General features: G+C 63.2%; 13 protein-coding genes. 10 read left to right on the top strand and 3 right to left on the bottom strand.

The genetic code is table 11. The features are described 5' to 3' along the window. Positions 1-221: 221 nt before the first annotated feature. Positions 222-1,121 carry a LysR family transcriptional regulator gene (locus tag FA04_RS13035; protein ID WP_034794112.1) on the bottom strand — a complete coding sequence of 300 codons (900 nt, stop codon included), beginning with the start codon at positions 1,119-1,121 and terminating at the stop codon, positions 222-224. A gap of 107 nt (positions 1,122-1,228) precedes the next feature. Here FA04_RS13035 and FA04_RS13030 point away from each other — a divergent pair, with 107 nt between their 5' ends. Next, a complete protein-coding gene (locus FA04_RS13030) occupies positions 1,229-2,251 on the top strand; it encodes a zinc-dependent alcohol dehydrogenase family protein (protein ID WP_034794110.1) in 1,023 nt (340 codons plus the stop codon). Positions 2,252-2,316: 65 nt separating this feature from the next. Here FA04_RS13030 and preA read toward each other — a convergent pair whose 3' ends face one another. Then, positions 2,317-3,630 (bottom strand): NAD-dependent dihydropyrimidine dehydrogenase subunit PreA, encoded by a 1,314-nt coding sequence (gene preA / locus FA04_RS13025; RefSeq protein WP_034794108.1) that lies wholly within the window; start codon positions 3,628-3,630, stop codon positions 2,317-2,319. A gap of 20 nt (positions 3,631-3,650) precedes the next feature. Then, positions 3,651-5,012 carry an NAD(P)-dependent oxidoreductase gene (locus FA04_RS13020; protein WP_034794104.1) on the bottom strand — a complete coding sequence of 454 codons (1,362 nt, stop codon included), beginning with the start codon at positions 5,010-5,012 and terminating at the stop codon, positions 3,651-3,653. 311 nt (positions 5,013-5,323) lie between these two features. Between FA04_RS13020 and FA04_RS13015 the strand changes: the two genes are divergently transcribed. The 9 genes from FA04_RS13015 to FA04_RS12975 all read left to right on the top strand — a co-directional run bounded on the left by FA04_RS13015 (position 5,324) and on the right by FA04_RS12975 (position 15,353). Continuing rightward, complete coding sequence (locus tag FA04_RS13015) at positions 5,324-6,277, top strand: sugar-binding transcriptional regulator (protein ID WP_034794101.1); 954 nt, start codon at positions 5,324-5,326, stop codon at positions 6,275-6,277. Positions 6,278-6,476: 199 nt separating this feature from the next. After that, positions 6,477-7,787 (top strand): ABC transporter substrate-binding protein, encoded by a 1,311-nt coding sequence (locus FA04_RS13010; protein ID WP_034794099.1) that lies wholly within the window; start codon positions 6,477-6,479, stop codon positions 7,785-7,787. Between the two features lie 142 nt (positions 7,788-7,929). After that, on the top strand, positions 7,930-8,802 hold the full coding sequence (locus FA04_RS13005; protein ID WP_034794260.1) for a carbohydrate ABC transporter permease: 873 nt from the start codon (positions 7,930-7,932) through the stop codon (positions 8,800-8,802). A gap of 5 nt (positions 8,803-8,807) precedes the next feature. Beyond that, positions 8,808-9,638: a carbohydrate ABC transporter permease gene (locus FA04_RS13000; protein WP_034794097.1), complete on the top strand. Its 831-nt coding sequence runs from the start codon at positions 8,808-8,810 to the stop codon at positions 9,636-9,638. An 11-nt stretch (positions 9,639-9,649) separates the two neighbouring features. Beyond that, the gene (locus tag FA04_RS12995) at positions 9,650-10,651 is read left to right on the top strand and encodes an ABC transporter ATP-binding protein (RefSeq protein ID WP_034794095.1); all 1,002 of its coding nucleotides are present in this window, start codon (positions 9,650-9,652) and stop codon (positions 10,649-10,651) included. Beyond that, on the top strand, positions 10,648-11,421 hold the full coding sequence (locus tag FA04_RS12990; RefSeq protein ID WP_034794082.1) for an L-iditol 2-dehydrogenase: 774 nt from the start codon (positions 10,648-10,650) through the stop codon (positions 11,419-11,421). The genes FA04_RS12995 and FA04_RS12990 overlap by 4 nt, the downstream gene beginning before the upstream one ends. Before the next feature lie 40 nt (positions 11,422-11,461). Next, positions 11,462-12,946, top strand: a complete 1,485-nt coding sequence (locus FA04_RS12985; protein ID WP_034794078.1) for a mannitol dehydrogenase family protein — start codon at positions 11,462-11,464, stop codon at positions 12,944-12,946. A gap of 6 nt (positions 12,947-12,952) precedes the next feature. Then, positions 12,953-13,621, top strand: coding sequence for an HAD family hydrolase (locus FA04_RS12980; protein ID WP_034794077.1), 669 nt, complete (start codon positions 12,953-12,955; stop codon positions 13,619-13,621). 148 nt (positions 13,622-13,769) lie between these two features. Continuing rightward, positions 13,770-15,353, top strand: a complete 1,584-nt coding sequence (locus tag FA04_RS12975) for an FGGY-family carbohydrate kinase (RefSeq protein ID WP_034794075.1) — start codon at positions 13,770-13,772, stop codon at positions 15,351-15,353. Positions 15,354-15,637: the final 284 nt, after the last annotated feature.

The raw sequence follows: 15,637 nt of genomic DNA, 5'->3' as shown, positions 1-15,637 counted from the left end.
CCCTTATCATCCAGATCGTACGAGCCGACAACTTACCATTTTTACACAATCTGTTTCGTTTTCGTGTCCTGTTCGTTATCGGCGCAGCACGCTATTCATCCGAATCCGGCCGCAGGAACGCGCTCGGGTGCGGGCGGGATCCGCAGAGCCGGGCGAAGCGGCCGCCAAAGCCGGCCATTATCCGCACGCCGCCGCCTTCGGAAGCAGGAATGCTCCGCGGATCATTGCATCATGGGGGCCAGTCGATCGGCCAGCGTGTCGATCATCAGCCGCAATTTCGGCGGCATGTATTGCGTGCGCGGCCACACGACATGGGCTGCGAAGGAGAGGGCGGGCACATCGGTAAGAATGCGGACGAGCCGTCCTGAGTCGATGTGGCTGCGCACCAGCCAGCACGGCAGCCATGCAAGGCCGAAGCCGTCTGCCGCCGCATCGGCGATCGAGGTCAGGTCGTCCAGTTTCAGCCGTGCCGGCGGCGTCACCTGCCGGGGTACCGCTCCCTTGACCGGGAAGGACCAGGAAAGCGCATCGCTGCTGCGCCGATAGAGGATCGCCTGATGGTGAAGAAGGTCATCGATGCTGCGCGGCGTGCCGTGCCGCTGCAGGTAGGCGGGGGAGGCGCAGACCGTCATGGGCTGGTCGGCAACCTTGCGCGCCATCACATCGGGTTCATCGGGCAGTGGACCTGTGCGAATGGCGAGATCGAAGCCATCCTCGACAAGATCGACCCTGCGGTCGCTGAAATTGACGTCGAGTTCCAGGAGCGGGTGCTGACCCAGCAGTTCCGACAAGAGCGGCATGACGCATTGCCGTCCGAAAACCACGGGCAGGGACATGCGCAGCCGACCTCTGATCTCCTGCTTGCCCGATTCCAGCAGTGCCTCGCCGGCACGAATCTCACCAACGGCTCTGAGACAACTTTCATAATAGAGCTGGCCTTCGGCCGTCAGGCTCTGCGTGCGGGTCGTGCGATGGAAGAGCCGGACGCCAAGTCTTTGTTCGAGCTTGGCAATCGTCTTGCCGACAGCGGAGCGCGAGAGGTTCAGCCGTTCGGCCGCCGCTGAAAATCCGCCAGCTTCGACCGCCTCGACGAAGATCGAAATGCCTCCCAACCGCTCCAAGATTGTCTCCTTTTGAGAACCAATATGGCGAATTCTTATCGCAACTGGAGAGATAAATTCAACGCTATGCTTCCTCCATCAGATCAATGCAGTGAAAGGAACGGACTATGGCAAGACTGATGAAGGAATGGACGATCGACGCGCTTGGAGCCGAAAACCTCAAAATTACCGAGCGCCGTGTTCCGGAGCCGGGCCCAGGTGAGGTGCTGGTTCGCACGACGGCCGTGTCGCTCAATTTTCGCGACAAGCTGGTCTTGGAAAACGGCATGGGCATGCCGCTTTCCTTCCCCTTCGTGCCGGGCTCCGACATGGCAGGGGTGGTGGAAGCGGTCGGCCGCGGCGTGACGCGCTTCCAGCCCGGCGATCGGGTCATCTCCGTTTTCGATCCGACCTGGATCGACGGTCAAAAGCCGGGAACGGCTCGTCACCCAACGTCGTTTGCCCTTGGCGGCCTGAACCCGGGTGTCGCGTCGCAATATGTCGCTTTCCCCGAGGACTGGTTCGTAGCAGCACCCGAGAGCCTGGACGATGGCGAGGCGAGCACCTTGCCCTGTGCCGGGGTGACGGCCTGGTTCGCCCTGGTCGAGAAGGGGCATCCCAAGGCTGGCGACCGCGTGGTCGTGCAGGGCACCGGCGGCGTATCGCTGTTCGGGTTGCAGATCGCCAAGGCGCATGGCGCCGAGGTCATCGTCACGTCGGCCAGCCAGGAAAAGCTCGAGCGCGCGCTTGCTCTGGGCGCCGACCATGGCATCAACCGCGTAAGAGAGGATTGGGCGGAGCGGGTTCTCGAGATTACCGGCGATCACGGCGCCGATCATATTCTGGAGATGGCGGGCGGTGCCAATCTTGGCAAGTCGCTGCAGGCGGTTGCCGTGCAAGGGCGGATATCGGTGATCGGGGTGTTCGAGGGCGCGGAGATCTCGGCGCCGGTCACGCCGGTCCTGCTGAAATCGCCGGTCATCCAGGGCATTGGCGTCGCTCACCGCCGGGCGCTGCAGGATTTCGTCGTGGCGATCGACCGGACCGCGATCAAGCCAGTCATCGATGCGCGCTATTCGTTCGAACAGTTCCGCGAGGCTTTGGCGCATCTCGACCGCGGCCCGTTCGGCAAGGTCGTCGTCGAGTTCTGAGGGCACATGAGAAAACGCCGCCGGATTTGTGGTCCGGCGGCGTTTCGATGAAGTGACGAGATCCGCTACTCAGCGGCCTGGCGGGCCATCGGGTTGTTCGGATGGGTCGTCCAGTTGGCGTAGTTCGGATCGACCGGCTTGCCGGTGCGCTGGTCGAGCGTGCCGGCCGGCAGCTCTTCCATGGTGATGCAGTTTTCGACGGGACAGACGTTGACGCAGAGATTGCAGCCAACGCACTCGTCTTCCATTACCTCGAAGTGACGTACGCCGTTGACGAACTGCGTGATCGCCTGGTGCGAGGTATCCTCGCAGGCGATGTGGCAGCGACCGCACTTGATGCAGGCATCCTGGTCGATCTTCGCCTTGGCGATGTAGTTGAGGTTCAGATACTGCCAGTCGGTAACGTTCGGGACCGCGCGTCCGGTGATATCATCGAGGTTGCGGTGACCCTTGGCGTCCATCCAGTCGGAGAGGCCCGAGATCATTTCCTGGACGATCTTGAAGCCATAGGTCATGGCTGCGGTGCAGACCTGGACGTTGCCGGCGCCAAGTGCCAGGAACTCGGCCGCGTCGCGCCAGGTGGTGATGCCGCCGATGCCGGAGATCGGCAGGCCGTAGGTTTCCGGGTCGCGAGCGATCTCGGCGACCATATTGAGCGCGATCGGCTTCACCGCCGGGCCGCAATAGCCGCCGTGGGTGCCCTTGCCGCCGACCGTCGGGTTGGGGGCGAAGTTGTCGAGGTCGACCGAGACGATCGAATTGATCGTGTTGATCAACGACACCGCGTCGGTGCCGCCGGCCTTGGCGGCGCGGGCGGGCTTGCGGATGTCGGTGATATTGGGCGTCAATTTGGTGATGACAGGCATGCGCGTGTACTGCTTGCACCAGCGCACGACCATCTCGATGTATTCCGGCACCTGGCCGACCGCAGCACCCATGCCACGTTCAGACATGCCGTGCGGACAGCCGAAGTTGAGTTCGATGCCGTCGGCGCCGGTTTCCTCGACCAGCGGCAGGATCGCCTTCCACGCCTCTTCCTCGCAGGGCACCATGATCGAGGCGATCAGGGCGCGATCCGGCCAGTTCATCTTCACCTGCTTCATTTCGCGCAGGTTCACATAGAGGTCGCGGTCGGTGATGAGCTCGATGTTGTTCAGCCCGAGCAGCCGGCGGTCGGCGCCCCAGATCGCGCCGTAGCGCGGGCCGTTGACGTTGACGACCGGCGGGCCTTCCTCGCCGAGCGTCTTCCAGACGACGCCGCCCCAGCCCGCCTTGAAGGCGCGCTCGACGTTGTAAGCTTTGTCCGTTGGTGGGGCGGATGCCAGCCAGAACGGGTTCGGGGATTTGATGCCGACAAAATTATTGCGAAGATCAGCCATTGGTTTCTCCTCCCGATCCCTTAGGCAACTGCGCTCGCGCGCGGCGCTGCCGCGGCGAAGGCCCGATTGATCGATTCAGCCGCGTCGCGGCCCATGGCGACGGCCGAGACCGTGAGGTCTTCACCGCCGAGCACGCAGTCGCCGCCGGCCCAGACGTTGGGCAGCGACGTGCGCCCTTCGGCGTCGGCAACAATGCGGCCGCCTTCGAGTTGCAGCGCGCCGAGGCCTGCTCCGAGGAAGCTCTGGCCGATCGCCTTGAAGATCTGGTCGGCAGCAATGATACCGGTTTCGCCGGTCGCCGTCAGCTTTCCGTCTTCGAGCGTGGTGTATTCCAGCTCGATGCCGGCGACCTTGCCATCCTTTTCGGCAATGCGCTTCGGCTGCAGCCAGTGGCGGATGGTGACTCCCTTGGAGGCCGCCAGGTCCTGCTCGAACTCGGAGGCGTTCATGTGCTCCTTGCCGCGGCGATAACAGATAGTCACTTCTTCCGCGCCGAGCAGCTTTGCCTGCACCGCCGCATCGATTGCGGTCATGCCGCCACCGAGGACGACGACGCGACGGCCGACCGGGATATCGGCCTTGGTCTTCGACTGGCGAAGGGCGGCGATGAAGTCGACGGCATCGTCAACGCCTTCGGCACTTTCGCCTTCGAGACGCAGCGCGTTCACGCCCGCAAGGCCGAGGCCGAGGAAGACGGCGTCATACTGTTCCGAGAGGTCGGCGAGGGTGAAATCGCGGCCGATCGCCTGGCCCTGGCGCACTTCGATGCCGCCGATCGCCAGCACGTAGTCGACTTCCTTCTGCGCGAAGTCGTCGACCGACTTGTAGGCGGCAATGCCGTACTCATTGAGGCCGCCGGACTTCGGCCGGGCATCGTAGATCACGACGTCGTGGCCCTTGACGGCCAACCGATGGGCAGCAGCAAGGCCGGCCGGGCCGGCGCCGACGACGGCGATCTTGCGGCCGGAGGTTTCAGCACGGGTGTAGAACTGCTTGTTCTCTTTCATCGCCACGTCGGTTGCATAGCGCTGCAGGCGGCCGATCTCGACCGGGCGCTCCTCGGCGGTGTTGCGAACGCAAGCCTGTTCGCACAGCGTTTCGGTGGGACAGACGCGGGCGCACATGCCGCCCAGGATGTTCTGATCGAAGATCGTCTTGGCCGATCCGATCGGGTTGCCGGTCGATATCTGCCGAATGAACAGCGGGATATCGATGGAGGTGGGACAGGCCGTCATGCACGGCGCGTCATGACAGAAATAACAGCGGTCGGAAGCGACGAGGGCCTCGTGCTTGTCGAGCGGTGGATGCAGGTCGGAGAAATTGCTCTCGTACTCCCCGAGCGGCAGGCGGCCGCCGAGGATCCCAGATTGTGTCGTTCCCATTTTTGGCTCCCAATGTTTTCTCAGGATGATGGAACGGTAACACGCTTTATTTTTTTATCAAACGGTAAAAATTTAAGGTCGAAACGGGCGAAAAGCCTTGTGATCCCGGGCCTTGCGGCAGACCTGCCAAGCCCTTGTTCTTGGCCGATGTTTGACAGGGCGGGGCAATAGTGGCAGCAGATCAGAGCGGGGTGAGGAAAAGTGTGCGCGGTTTTCCGCCCGCACCCCGCTCTGCTTATGAGGATCGATCACGATACTTTTGGATCGACAGGATCCAAAAGTATCGTGATCGGGGGGGATGGAGAACAGCGATGGCACGCAGGGGCGAGGCGAACAACAGGCTTGACGATGCTGCCCGGGCGGGCTGGTTATACTATGTCGCTGGCCGCACCCAGGATGAGATCGCCACCGTCATGGGAATCTCGCGCCAGTCGGCGCAGCGGTTGGTTTCGCTCGCCATGTCCGAGCGGCTGATCAAGGTTCGGCTCGACCATCCGATTGCCGCCTGCCTCGAGGCGGCCGCAGGTCTTCGCGACAAATACGGACTGAAACATGTGGAGGTGGTGCCGAGCGATCCCGGCTCGACCTCGACGACCGTTGGCATCGCGGAAGCCGGGGCGGCCGAGATCGAGCGCTGGCTGAAATCGTCCGAGCCGCAGGTGCTGGCGATCGGTACCGGGCGCACGCTGAAAGCGGCGGTCGATCAGTTGCCGCCGATGGAATGTCCGCAGCACCGCATCGTGTCGCTCACGGGCAATATCGGCCTCGACGGTTCGGCCGCCTATTACAACGTCATCTTCAGCATGGCCGATGCGGTCAAGGCCCGGCATTTTCCGATGCCGCTGCCGGTGCTCGCCGCTTCGGCCGAGGAGCGGGAGGTGCTGCACAGCCAGAGCCTGGTGCAGGTGGCTCTGAAGCTAGGCGCCGAAGCCAATGTCGCCTTCGTCGGCGTCGGCGAGCTCGGCCCGGACGCGCCGCTCTGCCAGGACGGGTTCCTCGCCCAGGACGAGATGGCCGGTCTGACCAAGGCGGGTGCCGCGGGCGAGATCTGTGGCTGGATGTTCGATCATGATGGCGCGTTGCTCTCGGGCAGCTTCAACGAGCGCGTCGCCTCCGTTCCCTTGCCGCCGCGCGACCGGGCGTCTGTCATCGGACTTGCCAAGGGGCAGCGCAAATATGAGGCGCTGCGGGCGGCCGTAAAGGGCGGCATTATCAACGGCCTTATCACCGATGAGGCGACGGCGATCTATCTGCTCAACGCATGATCGTTATGCGAAACGATTGAAAAGGCCGGTCCCAGCGCCGGCCTTTCGCATTTGCGAAACGAAAAAATCGGCAATCAAAACAATCTTCTAATGTTTCTGTGTGCGCCGCAGCAACGAATGCGCATTGACAATTCGTCATGAGAAGTGAGTAATTGCCCATGAGCGAGGCAAATGCTCAATTTCTTCTGGGAGGAAGTCGATGAACTTGAGAACTTTCCTGCTGGGCACGTGCTCGGCAGTCGCACTGTCGGGTCTGGCCCAAGCAGAAACCCTGACGATCGCGACCGTGAACAACGGCGACATGATCCGGATGCAGAAGCTGACGGAAGATTTCACGTCCAAGAATCCGGACATTCAGCTCGAGTGGGTAACGCTTGAGGAAAACGTGCTGCGCCAGCGCGTGACGACCGATATCGCCACCAAGGGCGGCCAGTACGACATCATGACGATCGGCACCTATGAAGTGCCGATCTGGGCGAAGCAGGGCTGGCTGCTGCCGCTCGACAATCTCGGCGCCGACTACGATGTCGACGACCTCTTGCCGGCGATCCGCTCCGGCCTCACCATCGACGGCAAGCTCTATGCGGCGCCCTTCTACGGCGAAAGCTCGATGGTGATGTATCGCAAGGATCTGTTCGAGAAGGCGGGGCTCACCATGCCCGACGCGCCGACCTGGGAGTTCATTGCCGACGCGGCGCGCAAGATCACCGACAAGAACGCCGAAGTCTACGGCATCTGCCTGCGCGGCAAGGCCGGCTGGGGCGAGAACATGGCCTTCCTGACGGCGACCGCGAACGCCTTTGGCGCCCGCTGGTTCGACGAGAACTGGAAGCCGCAGTTCGACCAGCCCGAATGGAAGAACGCGCTCGACTTCTACGTCAAGCTGATGAACGACGCCGGACCGCCCGGCGCATCCTCGAACGGCTTCAACGAGAACCTGTCGCTGTTCCAGACCGGCAAGTGCGGCATGTGGATCGATGCGACGGTGGCCGCTTCCTTCGTCACCAACCCGAAGGAATCGACCGTTGCCGACAAGGTCGGCTTCGCGCTGGCGCCGGACACCGGCCTTGGCAAACGCGGCAACTGGCTCTGGGCCTGGAACCTTGCGATCCCCGCGGGCTCGCAGAAGGTCGCCTCGGCCGAGAAGTTCATCTCCTGGGCAACCGGCAAGGACTATCTGAAGCTCGTCGCAGACAAGGAAGGCTGGGCGAACGTTCCTCCGGGCACGCGCACCTCGCTCTACGCCAACCCCGAGTACCAGAAGGCAGCACCCTTCGCGAAGATGACGCTCGACTCGATCAACGCGGCCGACCCGAAGAACCCGGCGGTCAAGCCGGTTCCCTATGTCGGCGTGCAGTTCGTGGCGATCCCGGAATTCCAGGGTCTCGGCACGGCGGTCGGCCAGCAGTTCTCGGCGGCTCTTGCCGGCCAGATGAGCGTCGACGACGCGCTTGCCAGCGCCCAGAAGCTGACCGAACGCGAAATGACCAAGGCCGGTTACATCAAGTAAGGCTCCCAAGGGCCCGGGGTGCTGGCCGCAAATGGCTGGCGCCCCGGTAAATCCCGAAGGTAGCCGCAGGGCTCGCGCGGAAAAACGCGCCGCCCGACCCGATCTCGAAACAGCGTTGAATTCCGTCATTTGGGGGGACGCCATGGCGACCTTGCACACCCGCTCCGCCGCGCGTCTGATGATTGCGCCTTCGGTGCTTCTGCTTCTGGCCTGGATGATCGTTCCGCTGGCCATGACGATCTACTTCTCGTTCCTGCGCTACAATCTTCTGATGCCGGGGATGGAGGAGTTCGCGGGCTTTTCCAACTACAGCTACTTCCTGACCGATCCCGCTTTCTTCCAGGCGCTCTTCAACACGCTGGCGATCGTGCTCGGCGTGTTGTTCATCACTGTCATCGGCGGCATCGCGCTGGCGCTTCTGCTGGACCAGCCGATGTTCGGGCAGGGGATCGTGCGCATTCTGGTCATCGCGCCGTTCCTGATCATGCCGACGGTCGCGGCACTCGTCTGGAAGAACATGTTCATGAACCCGGTCAATGGGCTCTTTGCCTGGATCGCCAAGCTCTTCGGGCTGCAGCCTTTCGACTTTCTCGCCAACGCACCCCTGATGTCGGTGATCCTGATCGTCGCCTGGCAGTGGCTGCCGTTCGCGACACTGATCCTTCTGACGGCGCTGCAGTCGCTCGACGAGGAGCAGAAGGAAGCCGCGCAGATGGACGGCGCCGGCGCCTGGAGCCGCTTCATCTACCTGGTGTTGCCGCATCTTTCTCGCGCGATCACCGTCGTCATCCTCATTCAGACGATCTTCCTGCTCTCGGTCTTTGCCGAAATTCTGGTCACCACCAATGGCGGCCCGGGCACGCAGAGCACCAACCTGACCTTCCTCGTCTATGCGCAGGCCCTGCTGCAGTTCGACGTGGGCGGTGCTTCGGCCGGCGGCATCATCGCGGTCATCCTCGCCAACATCGTCGCATTCTTCCTGATGCGCATGATCGGCAAGACGCTGGAGGCTTGAGAACCATGGCACGCAACGTCTCCACCCAAAGAAAGATCGTCGTGACCGTCGTCGCCTGGACGATCGGCATCCTCATCTTCTTCCCGATCCTCTGGACGTTCCTGACGAGCTTCAAGACCGAGGCCGAGGCGATCGCATCACCGCCGTCGCTGTTCTTTTTCGACTGGACGACGGAAAACTATCATGAGGTGCAAAGCCGCTCGAACTACTTCCTGCACTTCATGAACTCGGTCGTCGTCTCCTTCGGCTCGACGCTGATCGGCCTGATCATCGCCATCCCGTCCGCCTGGGCGATGGCGTTCTCGCCGACCAAGCGCACCAAGGACGTGCTCATGTGGATGCTCTCCACCAAGATGATGCCGTCGGTCGGTGTGCTGGTGCCGATGTATCTGTTGTTCCGCAACACCGGCCTGCTCGACACCCGCACCGGCCTCGTGATCGTGCTGACGCTGATCAACCTGCCGATCATCATCTGGATGCTTTACACCTACTTCAAGGAAATCCCCGGCGAGATCCTGGAGGCCGCGCGCATGGACGGTGCATCGCTCTCCAAGGAGATCATCTATGTGCTGACGCCGATGGCGATCCCGGGCATCGCCTCGACGCTGCTCTTGAACATCATCCTCGCCTGGAACGAGGCGTTCTGGACGCTGAACCTCAGTGCCGCCAAGGCAGCACCGCTGACGGCGTTCATCGCCTCCTATTCGAGCCCTGAAGGCCTGTTCTACGCCAAGCTCTCGGCCGCCTCGACCATGGCGATCGCCCCCATCCTCATACTCGGCTGGTTCTCGCAGAAGCAGCTCGTACGCGGCCTCACCTTCGGCGCGGTCAAATAAGGGATACGACAATGGGAAGCATTACACTCAGCAAGGTTTCGAAGGTCTTCGGCGCCCATGCCGTCATCCCCTCGATCGACCTCGACATCAACAATGGCGAGTTCGTCGTCTTCGTCGGACCGTCCGGTTGCGGGAAGTCGACGCTGCTCCGGCTGATTGCCGGCCTCGAAGACGTCAGTGACGGCGACATCGTCATCGACGGCAAGAACGCCACCGAACTGCCACCGGCACAGCGCGGCCTGTCGATGGTGTTCCAGTCCTATGCGCTCTATCCGCATATGAGCGTGCGTTCCAACATCGCCTTTCCCCTGAAAATGGCGGGCGAGGACAAGGCCGTCATCGACAAGAAGGTGTCGGATGCAGCCCGCGTGTTGAACCTCACCGACTATCTCGACCGCAAGCCGCGCCAGCTTTCGGGCGGCCAGCGCCAGCGCGTCGCGATCGGCCGAGCGATCGTGCGCCAGCCGAAGGCGTTCCTGTTCGACGAGCCGCTGTCGAACCTCGACGCGGCGCTGCGCGTCAACATGCGGCTTGAAATCAGCCAACTGCACCAGGACCTGAAGACGACGATGATCTACGTCACCCACGACCAGGTGGAGGCGATGACCATGGCCGACAAGATCGTGGTGCTCAATCGTGGTCGCATCGAGCAGGTCGGCTCGCCCCTCGACCTCTACCACAAGCCGGACAACCTGTTCGTCGCCGGCTTCATCGGCTCGCCGCGCATGAACATCGTCAGCGGTGCGGCGGCTTCCGCCTATCAGGCGCACACGATGGGCATTCGGCCTGAACATCTGGCGCTTTCGAAGGAAAGCGGAACCTGGCAGGGCACGGTCGGTGTCGCCGAGCATCTCGGCTCCGACACCTTCCTGCACGTCAATGTCGACAATGTCGGCACGGTGACGGCGCGGGTCAGCGGCGATTTCGCCGTGACCCATGGTGACCGGGTCTTCCTGACGCCCGATCCGCAGCGCGTCCACAGGTTCGACGAAAAGGGGCTGGCGGTTCGATGAAGAGGCTCGACGGGAAGAGCGCGCTGATCACCGGATCTGCGCGAGGGATCGGTCGTGCCTTCGCGGAGGCCTATATCCGCGAGGGCGCCACGGTCGCGATCGCCGACATCAACATCGAGCGGGCGCGTGAGACAGCGTCCGAGATCGGCGCCGGCGCCTATGCGGTGGAGATGGACGTGACCCAACAGGCGTCGATCGACGAGGCGATCGCCGCCGTCGTCCGGCAGGCGGGTGGGCTCGACATTCTCGTCAACAATGCCGCGCTCTTCGACCTTGCGCCGATCGTCGAGATCAGCCGTCAGAGCTACGACCGGCTGTTTGCGATCAACGTATCGGGCACGCTGTTCACGATGCAGGCCGCAGCCAGGCAGATGATCGATCAGGGCAGGGGCGGCAAGATCATCAACATGGCAAGCCAGGCAGGCAGGCGCGGCGAGGCGCTGGTCGCCGTCTATTGCGCCACCAAGGCGGCGGTCATCAGTCTCACCCAGTCGGCCGGCCTCGGCCTCATCAAGCACGGCATCAACGTCAACGCGATCGCGCCCGGCGTGGTCGATGGCGAACACTGGGACGGCGTCGATGCGCTGTTTGCCAAATACGAGAACCGCCCGCGCGGCGAAAAGAAGAAGCTCGTTGGCGCCGAGGTGCCCTTCGGCCGGATGGGAACGGCAGAGGACCTGACGGGCATGGCGATCTTCCTCGCGTCAGCCGAGAGCGACTACGTCGTCTCGCAGACCTACAACGTCGATGGCGGCAATTGGATGAGCTGAACCGGCGCCAGTCGGTGAAGCCTCGAAAGGATACGGGATCATGACGACCAAACTCTCAATTGCCGCCCTCGACACGATCAAGGCCAAAGCCGGCGTGCCTGCCTACGATCGGTCGCAACTGACGGCGGGCATCGTGCATTTCGGCGTCGGCAACTTCCACCGGGCGCACCAGGCCGTCTATCTCGATGATCTTTTCAACGCCGGTCACGACAGGGACTGGGCGATCATCGGTGCCGGCGTCCTTCCCTCCGACGCAACGATGCGGGCCAAGCTCGCGGCGCAGGATTTCCTGACGACCGTCGTCGAGCAGGACAACAACCGCACAGGCGCCCATGTCACCGGCGCAATGATCGACTATCTGGAACCGGGCGACGTCGCCGGGATCGTTGCCAGGCTCGCTGATCCCTCGATCCGCATAGTCTCGCTGACCATCACTGAAGGCGGCTATTTCATCGATCCGGCCTCGGGTGTGTTCAATCCGACCCACCCCGATATCGTTGCCGATGCGCAGAACCCGGCGGCTCCGAAGACGGTGTTCGGGCTGATCGTTGCCGGGCTGAAGGCGCGCCGCGGCAAAAACGTGCCGCCGTTCACCGTGATGTCCTGCGACAACATCCCGGGCAACGGCGAGGTTACCCATGCGGCGGTTTCGGGGCTGGCCCGTCTCCATGATCCCGCCTTTGCCGACTGGATCGACGCCAATGTCGCCTTCCCGAACGGCATGGTCGACCGGATCACGCCGGCAACCGGTGCGCGCGAGATCGGCATCGTCGCCGACGACTACGGCATCGAGGATGCCTGGCCGGTGTTCTGCGAGGAATTCAAGCAGTGGGTGCTCGAAGATCACTTCCCACTCGGTCGCCCGGCCCTGGAGAAGGTCGGCGTCCAGTTCGTGCCTGACGTGGCGCCCTATGAGCACATGAAGATCCGCATTCTCAATGGCGGCCATGCGGCGATCGCCTATCCCGCCGCCTTGCTCGACATTCATTTTGTCCACGAGGCGATGGAGGAGCCGCTGATCCGCGCCTTCCTTGCCAAGCTGGAGCATGACGAGATCATCCCGGTCATTCCGCCGGTGCCGAACACCGATCTCTGCGACTATTACAAGCTGATCGAGACGCGCTTTTCCAATCCGAAGATCGGCGACACGATCCCGCGGCTGGCCCAGGACGGCTCCAACCGGCAGCCGAAGTTCATCCTGCCTTCGACGGCCGATCGGCTGGCGCGCGGCGAGGATGTCGTCGGGCTGTCGCTCGTTTCAGCGCTCTGGTGCCGATACTTTGCCGGCACGTCGGACAGCGGCAAGACGATCGCCTTCAACGACCAGAGCGCCGACCGGCTGAACAAGGCAGCGCTTGCCGCCAAGGACGACCCCATGGCCTTCCTGGCGCTCGGCGACATCTTCGGCGACGTTGCTCGCTCCGATCTCTTCCGACGTCGTTTCGCCGATGCATTGAAAACCCTCTGGGAAAAGGGTACGCGCGCTACGCTCCAGCTTTATCTGGACGGCAAGCTTGAGGGATAAAATGCGATGGCGGATGCGGCGTCCGGGCTGGTGATCTTCGACTGCGACGGGGTACTCGTCGACAGCGAGCCGATCTCGCTGGAGGTGCTGGTGGACGTGCTCTCGGCCGCCGGCGTCTCGATGACCACCGAGGAGGCGACCGAACGCTTTCTCGGACGCAGCCTCAAGAGCATGTCGGCGATCCTGCACGACGAATACGGGCTTGCCACCGACGATGCGTTTCTCGAAGGCATGCGCCTCCGGCTTTACGACCGTTTCCGCACCGAACTCCAGCCGATCGCCGGCATCCGGGGCGCCGTTGAAGGCCTGAAGGGCGCCTGTTGCGTCGCCTCTTCCAGCCAGCCCGAGCGCATCCGCCTGTCGCTGACCGTCACGGGGCTCATCGACCTCTTCGAGCCCAACATCTTCTCCGCCACCATGGTGAAACACGGCAAGCCGGCACCGGATCTCTTTCTCCACGCGAGCCGCCAGATGGGCTTCGTTCCCCACGACTGCGTCGTCGTCGAGGACAGTCCGGCCGGCATCGAAGCGGCGAAGGCGGCGGGCATGCGGGTCTTTGCCTTTGCCGGCGGCAGCCACGCGCGCACCGACAAGCACCGGCAGAGTCTTGCCGCTCTCAGTCCCGACGCGCTGTTTGACGACATGGGCGAATTGCTACAGTTTGTCGGCCGATAGCAGCAGGGACGAAACGGGAGCGGGACGAGGAACATGTGTGCGGTTTTCCGCCCGCACGTCCGCTCTCCTTCATGACAATCGATCGCGGTTGTGATTGGGTCGGGCAGATCCTAAATCATCGTGATCTTGGGGGCGGGGACTTTCTTTGATGCGTGAATTCGTCGTTGCGGTCGATGTCGGTACCGGCAGTGCGCGCGCCGGTATTTTTGACGGCAAGGGCAGGTTGCTTGCGCGTGCCGACCTGCCGATCGCCATGAACCGGCCGGAAGAAAACCACGCCGAGCACGATTCCGAAGATATCTGGCGCGCCGTCTGCGGCGCCGTCAAAGCGGCGAAGGAAAAGGCCGGGATCGCTGCGGAGGATATTGGAGCGATCGGCTTCGATGCCACCTGCTCGCTGGTGGTGCGCGACCGCGAGGGCAAGCCGCTTTCGGTCAATCGCAAGGGTGAGGCGCGCTGGGACACGATCGTCTGGCTCGATCACCGGGCGCTCGCCGAGGCGGATTTTTGCACGGCGACCGGCCATCCGGTGCTCGACTTCTCCGGCCGCGTGATGTCGCCGGAAATGGAAATGCCGAAGCTCATGTGGCTGAAGCGCAATCTGCCGCAGCAATGGCAGAAGGCCGGCTTCTTCTTCGATCTTGCCGACTATCTTTCCTGGCGGGCGACCGGCAGTGCTGCGCGTTCGCGCTGCACGCTGACGGCCAAGTGGAATTACCTGGCGCATGAGAAGCGCGGCTGGCAGCCGGACTATCTCGCAAAGATCGGGCTCGAGGATCTCATTGAGCACGGCGGGCTGCCGGAAGAGACCCTGCCGATCGGAAGCTCCGTCGGCCGTCTGAGCGCTGCGGCCGCCGCCGAGCTTGGCCTCGACGAGGCCTGCCAGGTAGCCCCCGGCATGATCGATGCCTATGCCGGCGCGCTCGGCGTCGTCGGCGGCTTCATCGGCAAGCCGGAGAAGCTCGAAAAACAGCTGGCCCTGATTGCCGGCACGTCGAGCTGCATCGTCGCCTTTTCCAAGGACATGAAGCCGGGTTTCGGCATGTGGGGCCCCTATTACGAGGCGGTGCTGCCCGGCGCCTGGTTGATCGAGGGCGGGCAATCGGCGACCGGCGCGCTGCTCGACCATATCGTGCGGCTCCATGGCGGCGGTCTCGAACCGACCGCTGAAACCCATGGCCGGATCATCGCCCGGGTGCAGGAACTGCGCGCCGAGCAGGGCGCGGCCTTTGCCGATCGCCTGCATGTCTTGCCGGATTTCCACGGCAACCGCTCGCCGCTCGCCGATCCGCATGGCCTCGGCGTCATCAGCGGCCTGCCGCTTGATTCCTCCTTCGACGCGCTCTGCCGGCTCTACTGGCGCACCTGCGTCGCGATCGCGCTCGGCATCCGCCATATCCTGGAGATGATGCGCGAGGTCGGCTACCAACTCGACACACTGCACGTCACCGGTGGCCACGTGCGCAATGCGCTGCTCATGGAACTCTATTGTGACGTTACCGGCTGCCGGGTTGTGGCGCCGGAAGCGCCGGATGCCGTCCTGCTCGGAACGGCAATGGCGGCAGCGGTTGCCGGCGGCATGCACGCGGATCTCGCCGCGGCCGGCGCCGAAATGGCGTCAGGTGGGCACGAGCGCCTGCCGAACACGGCGGTTCGCGACGCCTATGATCGCGACTATCGCCGCTTCCTGGCGCTCTATCGCCACCGTGACGAGCTCGACAAGATGGCGTGACGGCTGCTGCCGAAAAGGTTGTTGCGGGGTCATGGAACCTTTTTCCGTGTCGCGCATTCTGTTGTTGACCGGACGGTGGCGCGCATAGCCCCCAATGCGGCGCCGGAGGCAGACCGCCGGCCTACAACTCACACTCCCCGAGTGAGTTGCACATACCAGCCAGTGCCTTCCCTCGGCACTGGCTGTTGTGTTTTCAGGGGGCTTCCTTTGCGAGAAACCTGGCCAAGTGTGGTGGTACGCGCAGATTGGCAGAAGCCGCCGGTGAATGCGCAGGTCCAGTGACG

Source organism: Ensifer adhaerens, assembly GCF_000697965.2.
Lineage (GTDB): Bacteria > Pseudomonadota > Alphaproteobacteria > Rhizobiales > Rhizobiaceae > Ensifer > Ensifer adhaerens.
The sequence above is the reverse complement of the archived record's forward strand: the minus strand, read 5'-3'. Positions and strand labels throughout refer to the sequence as shown.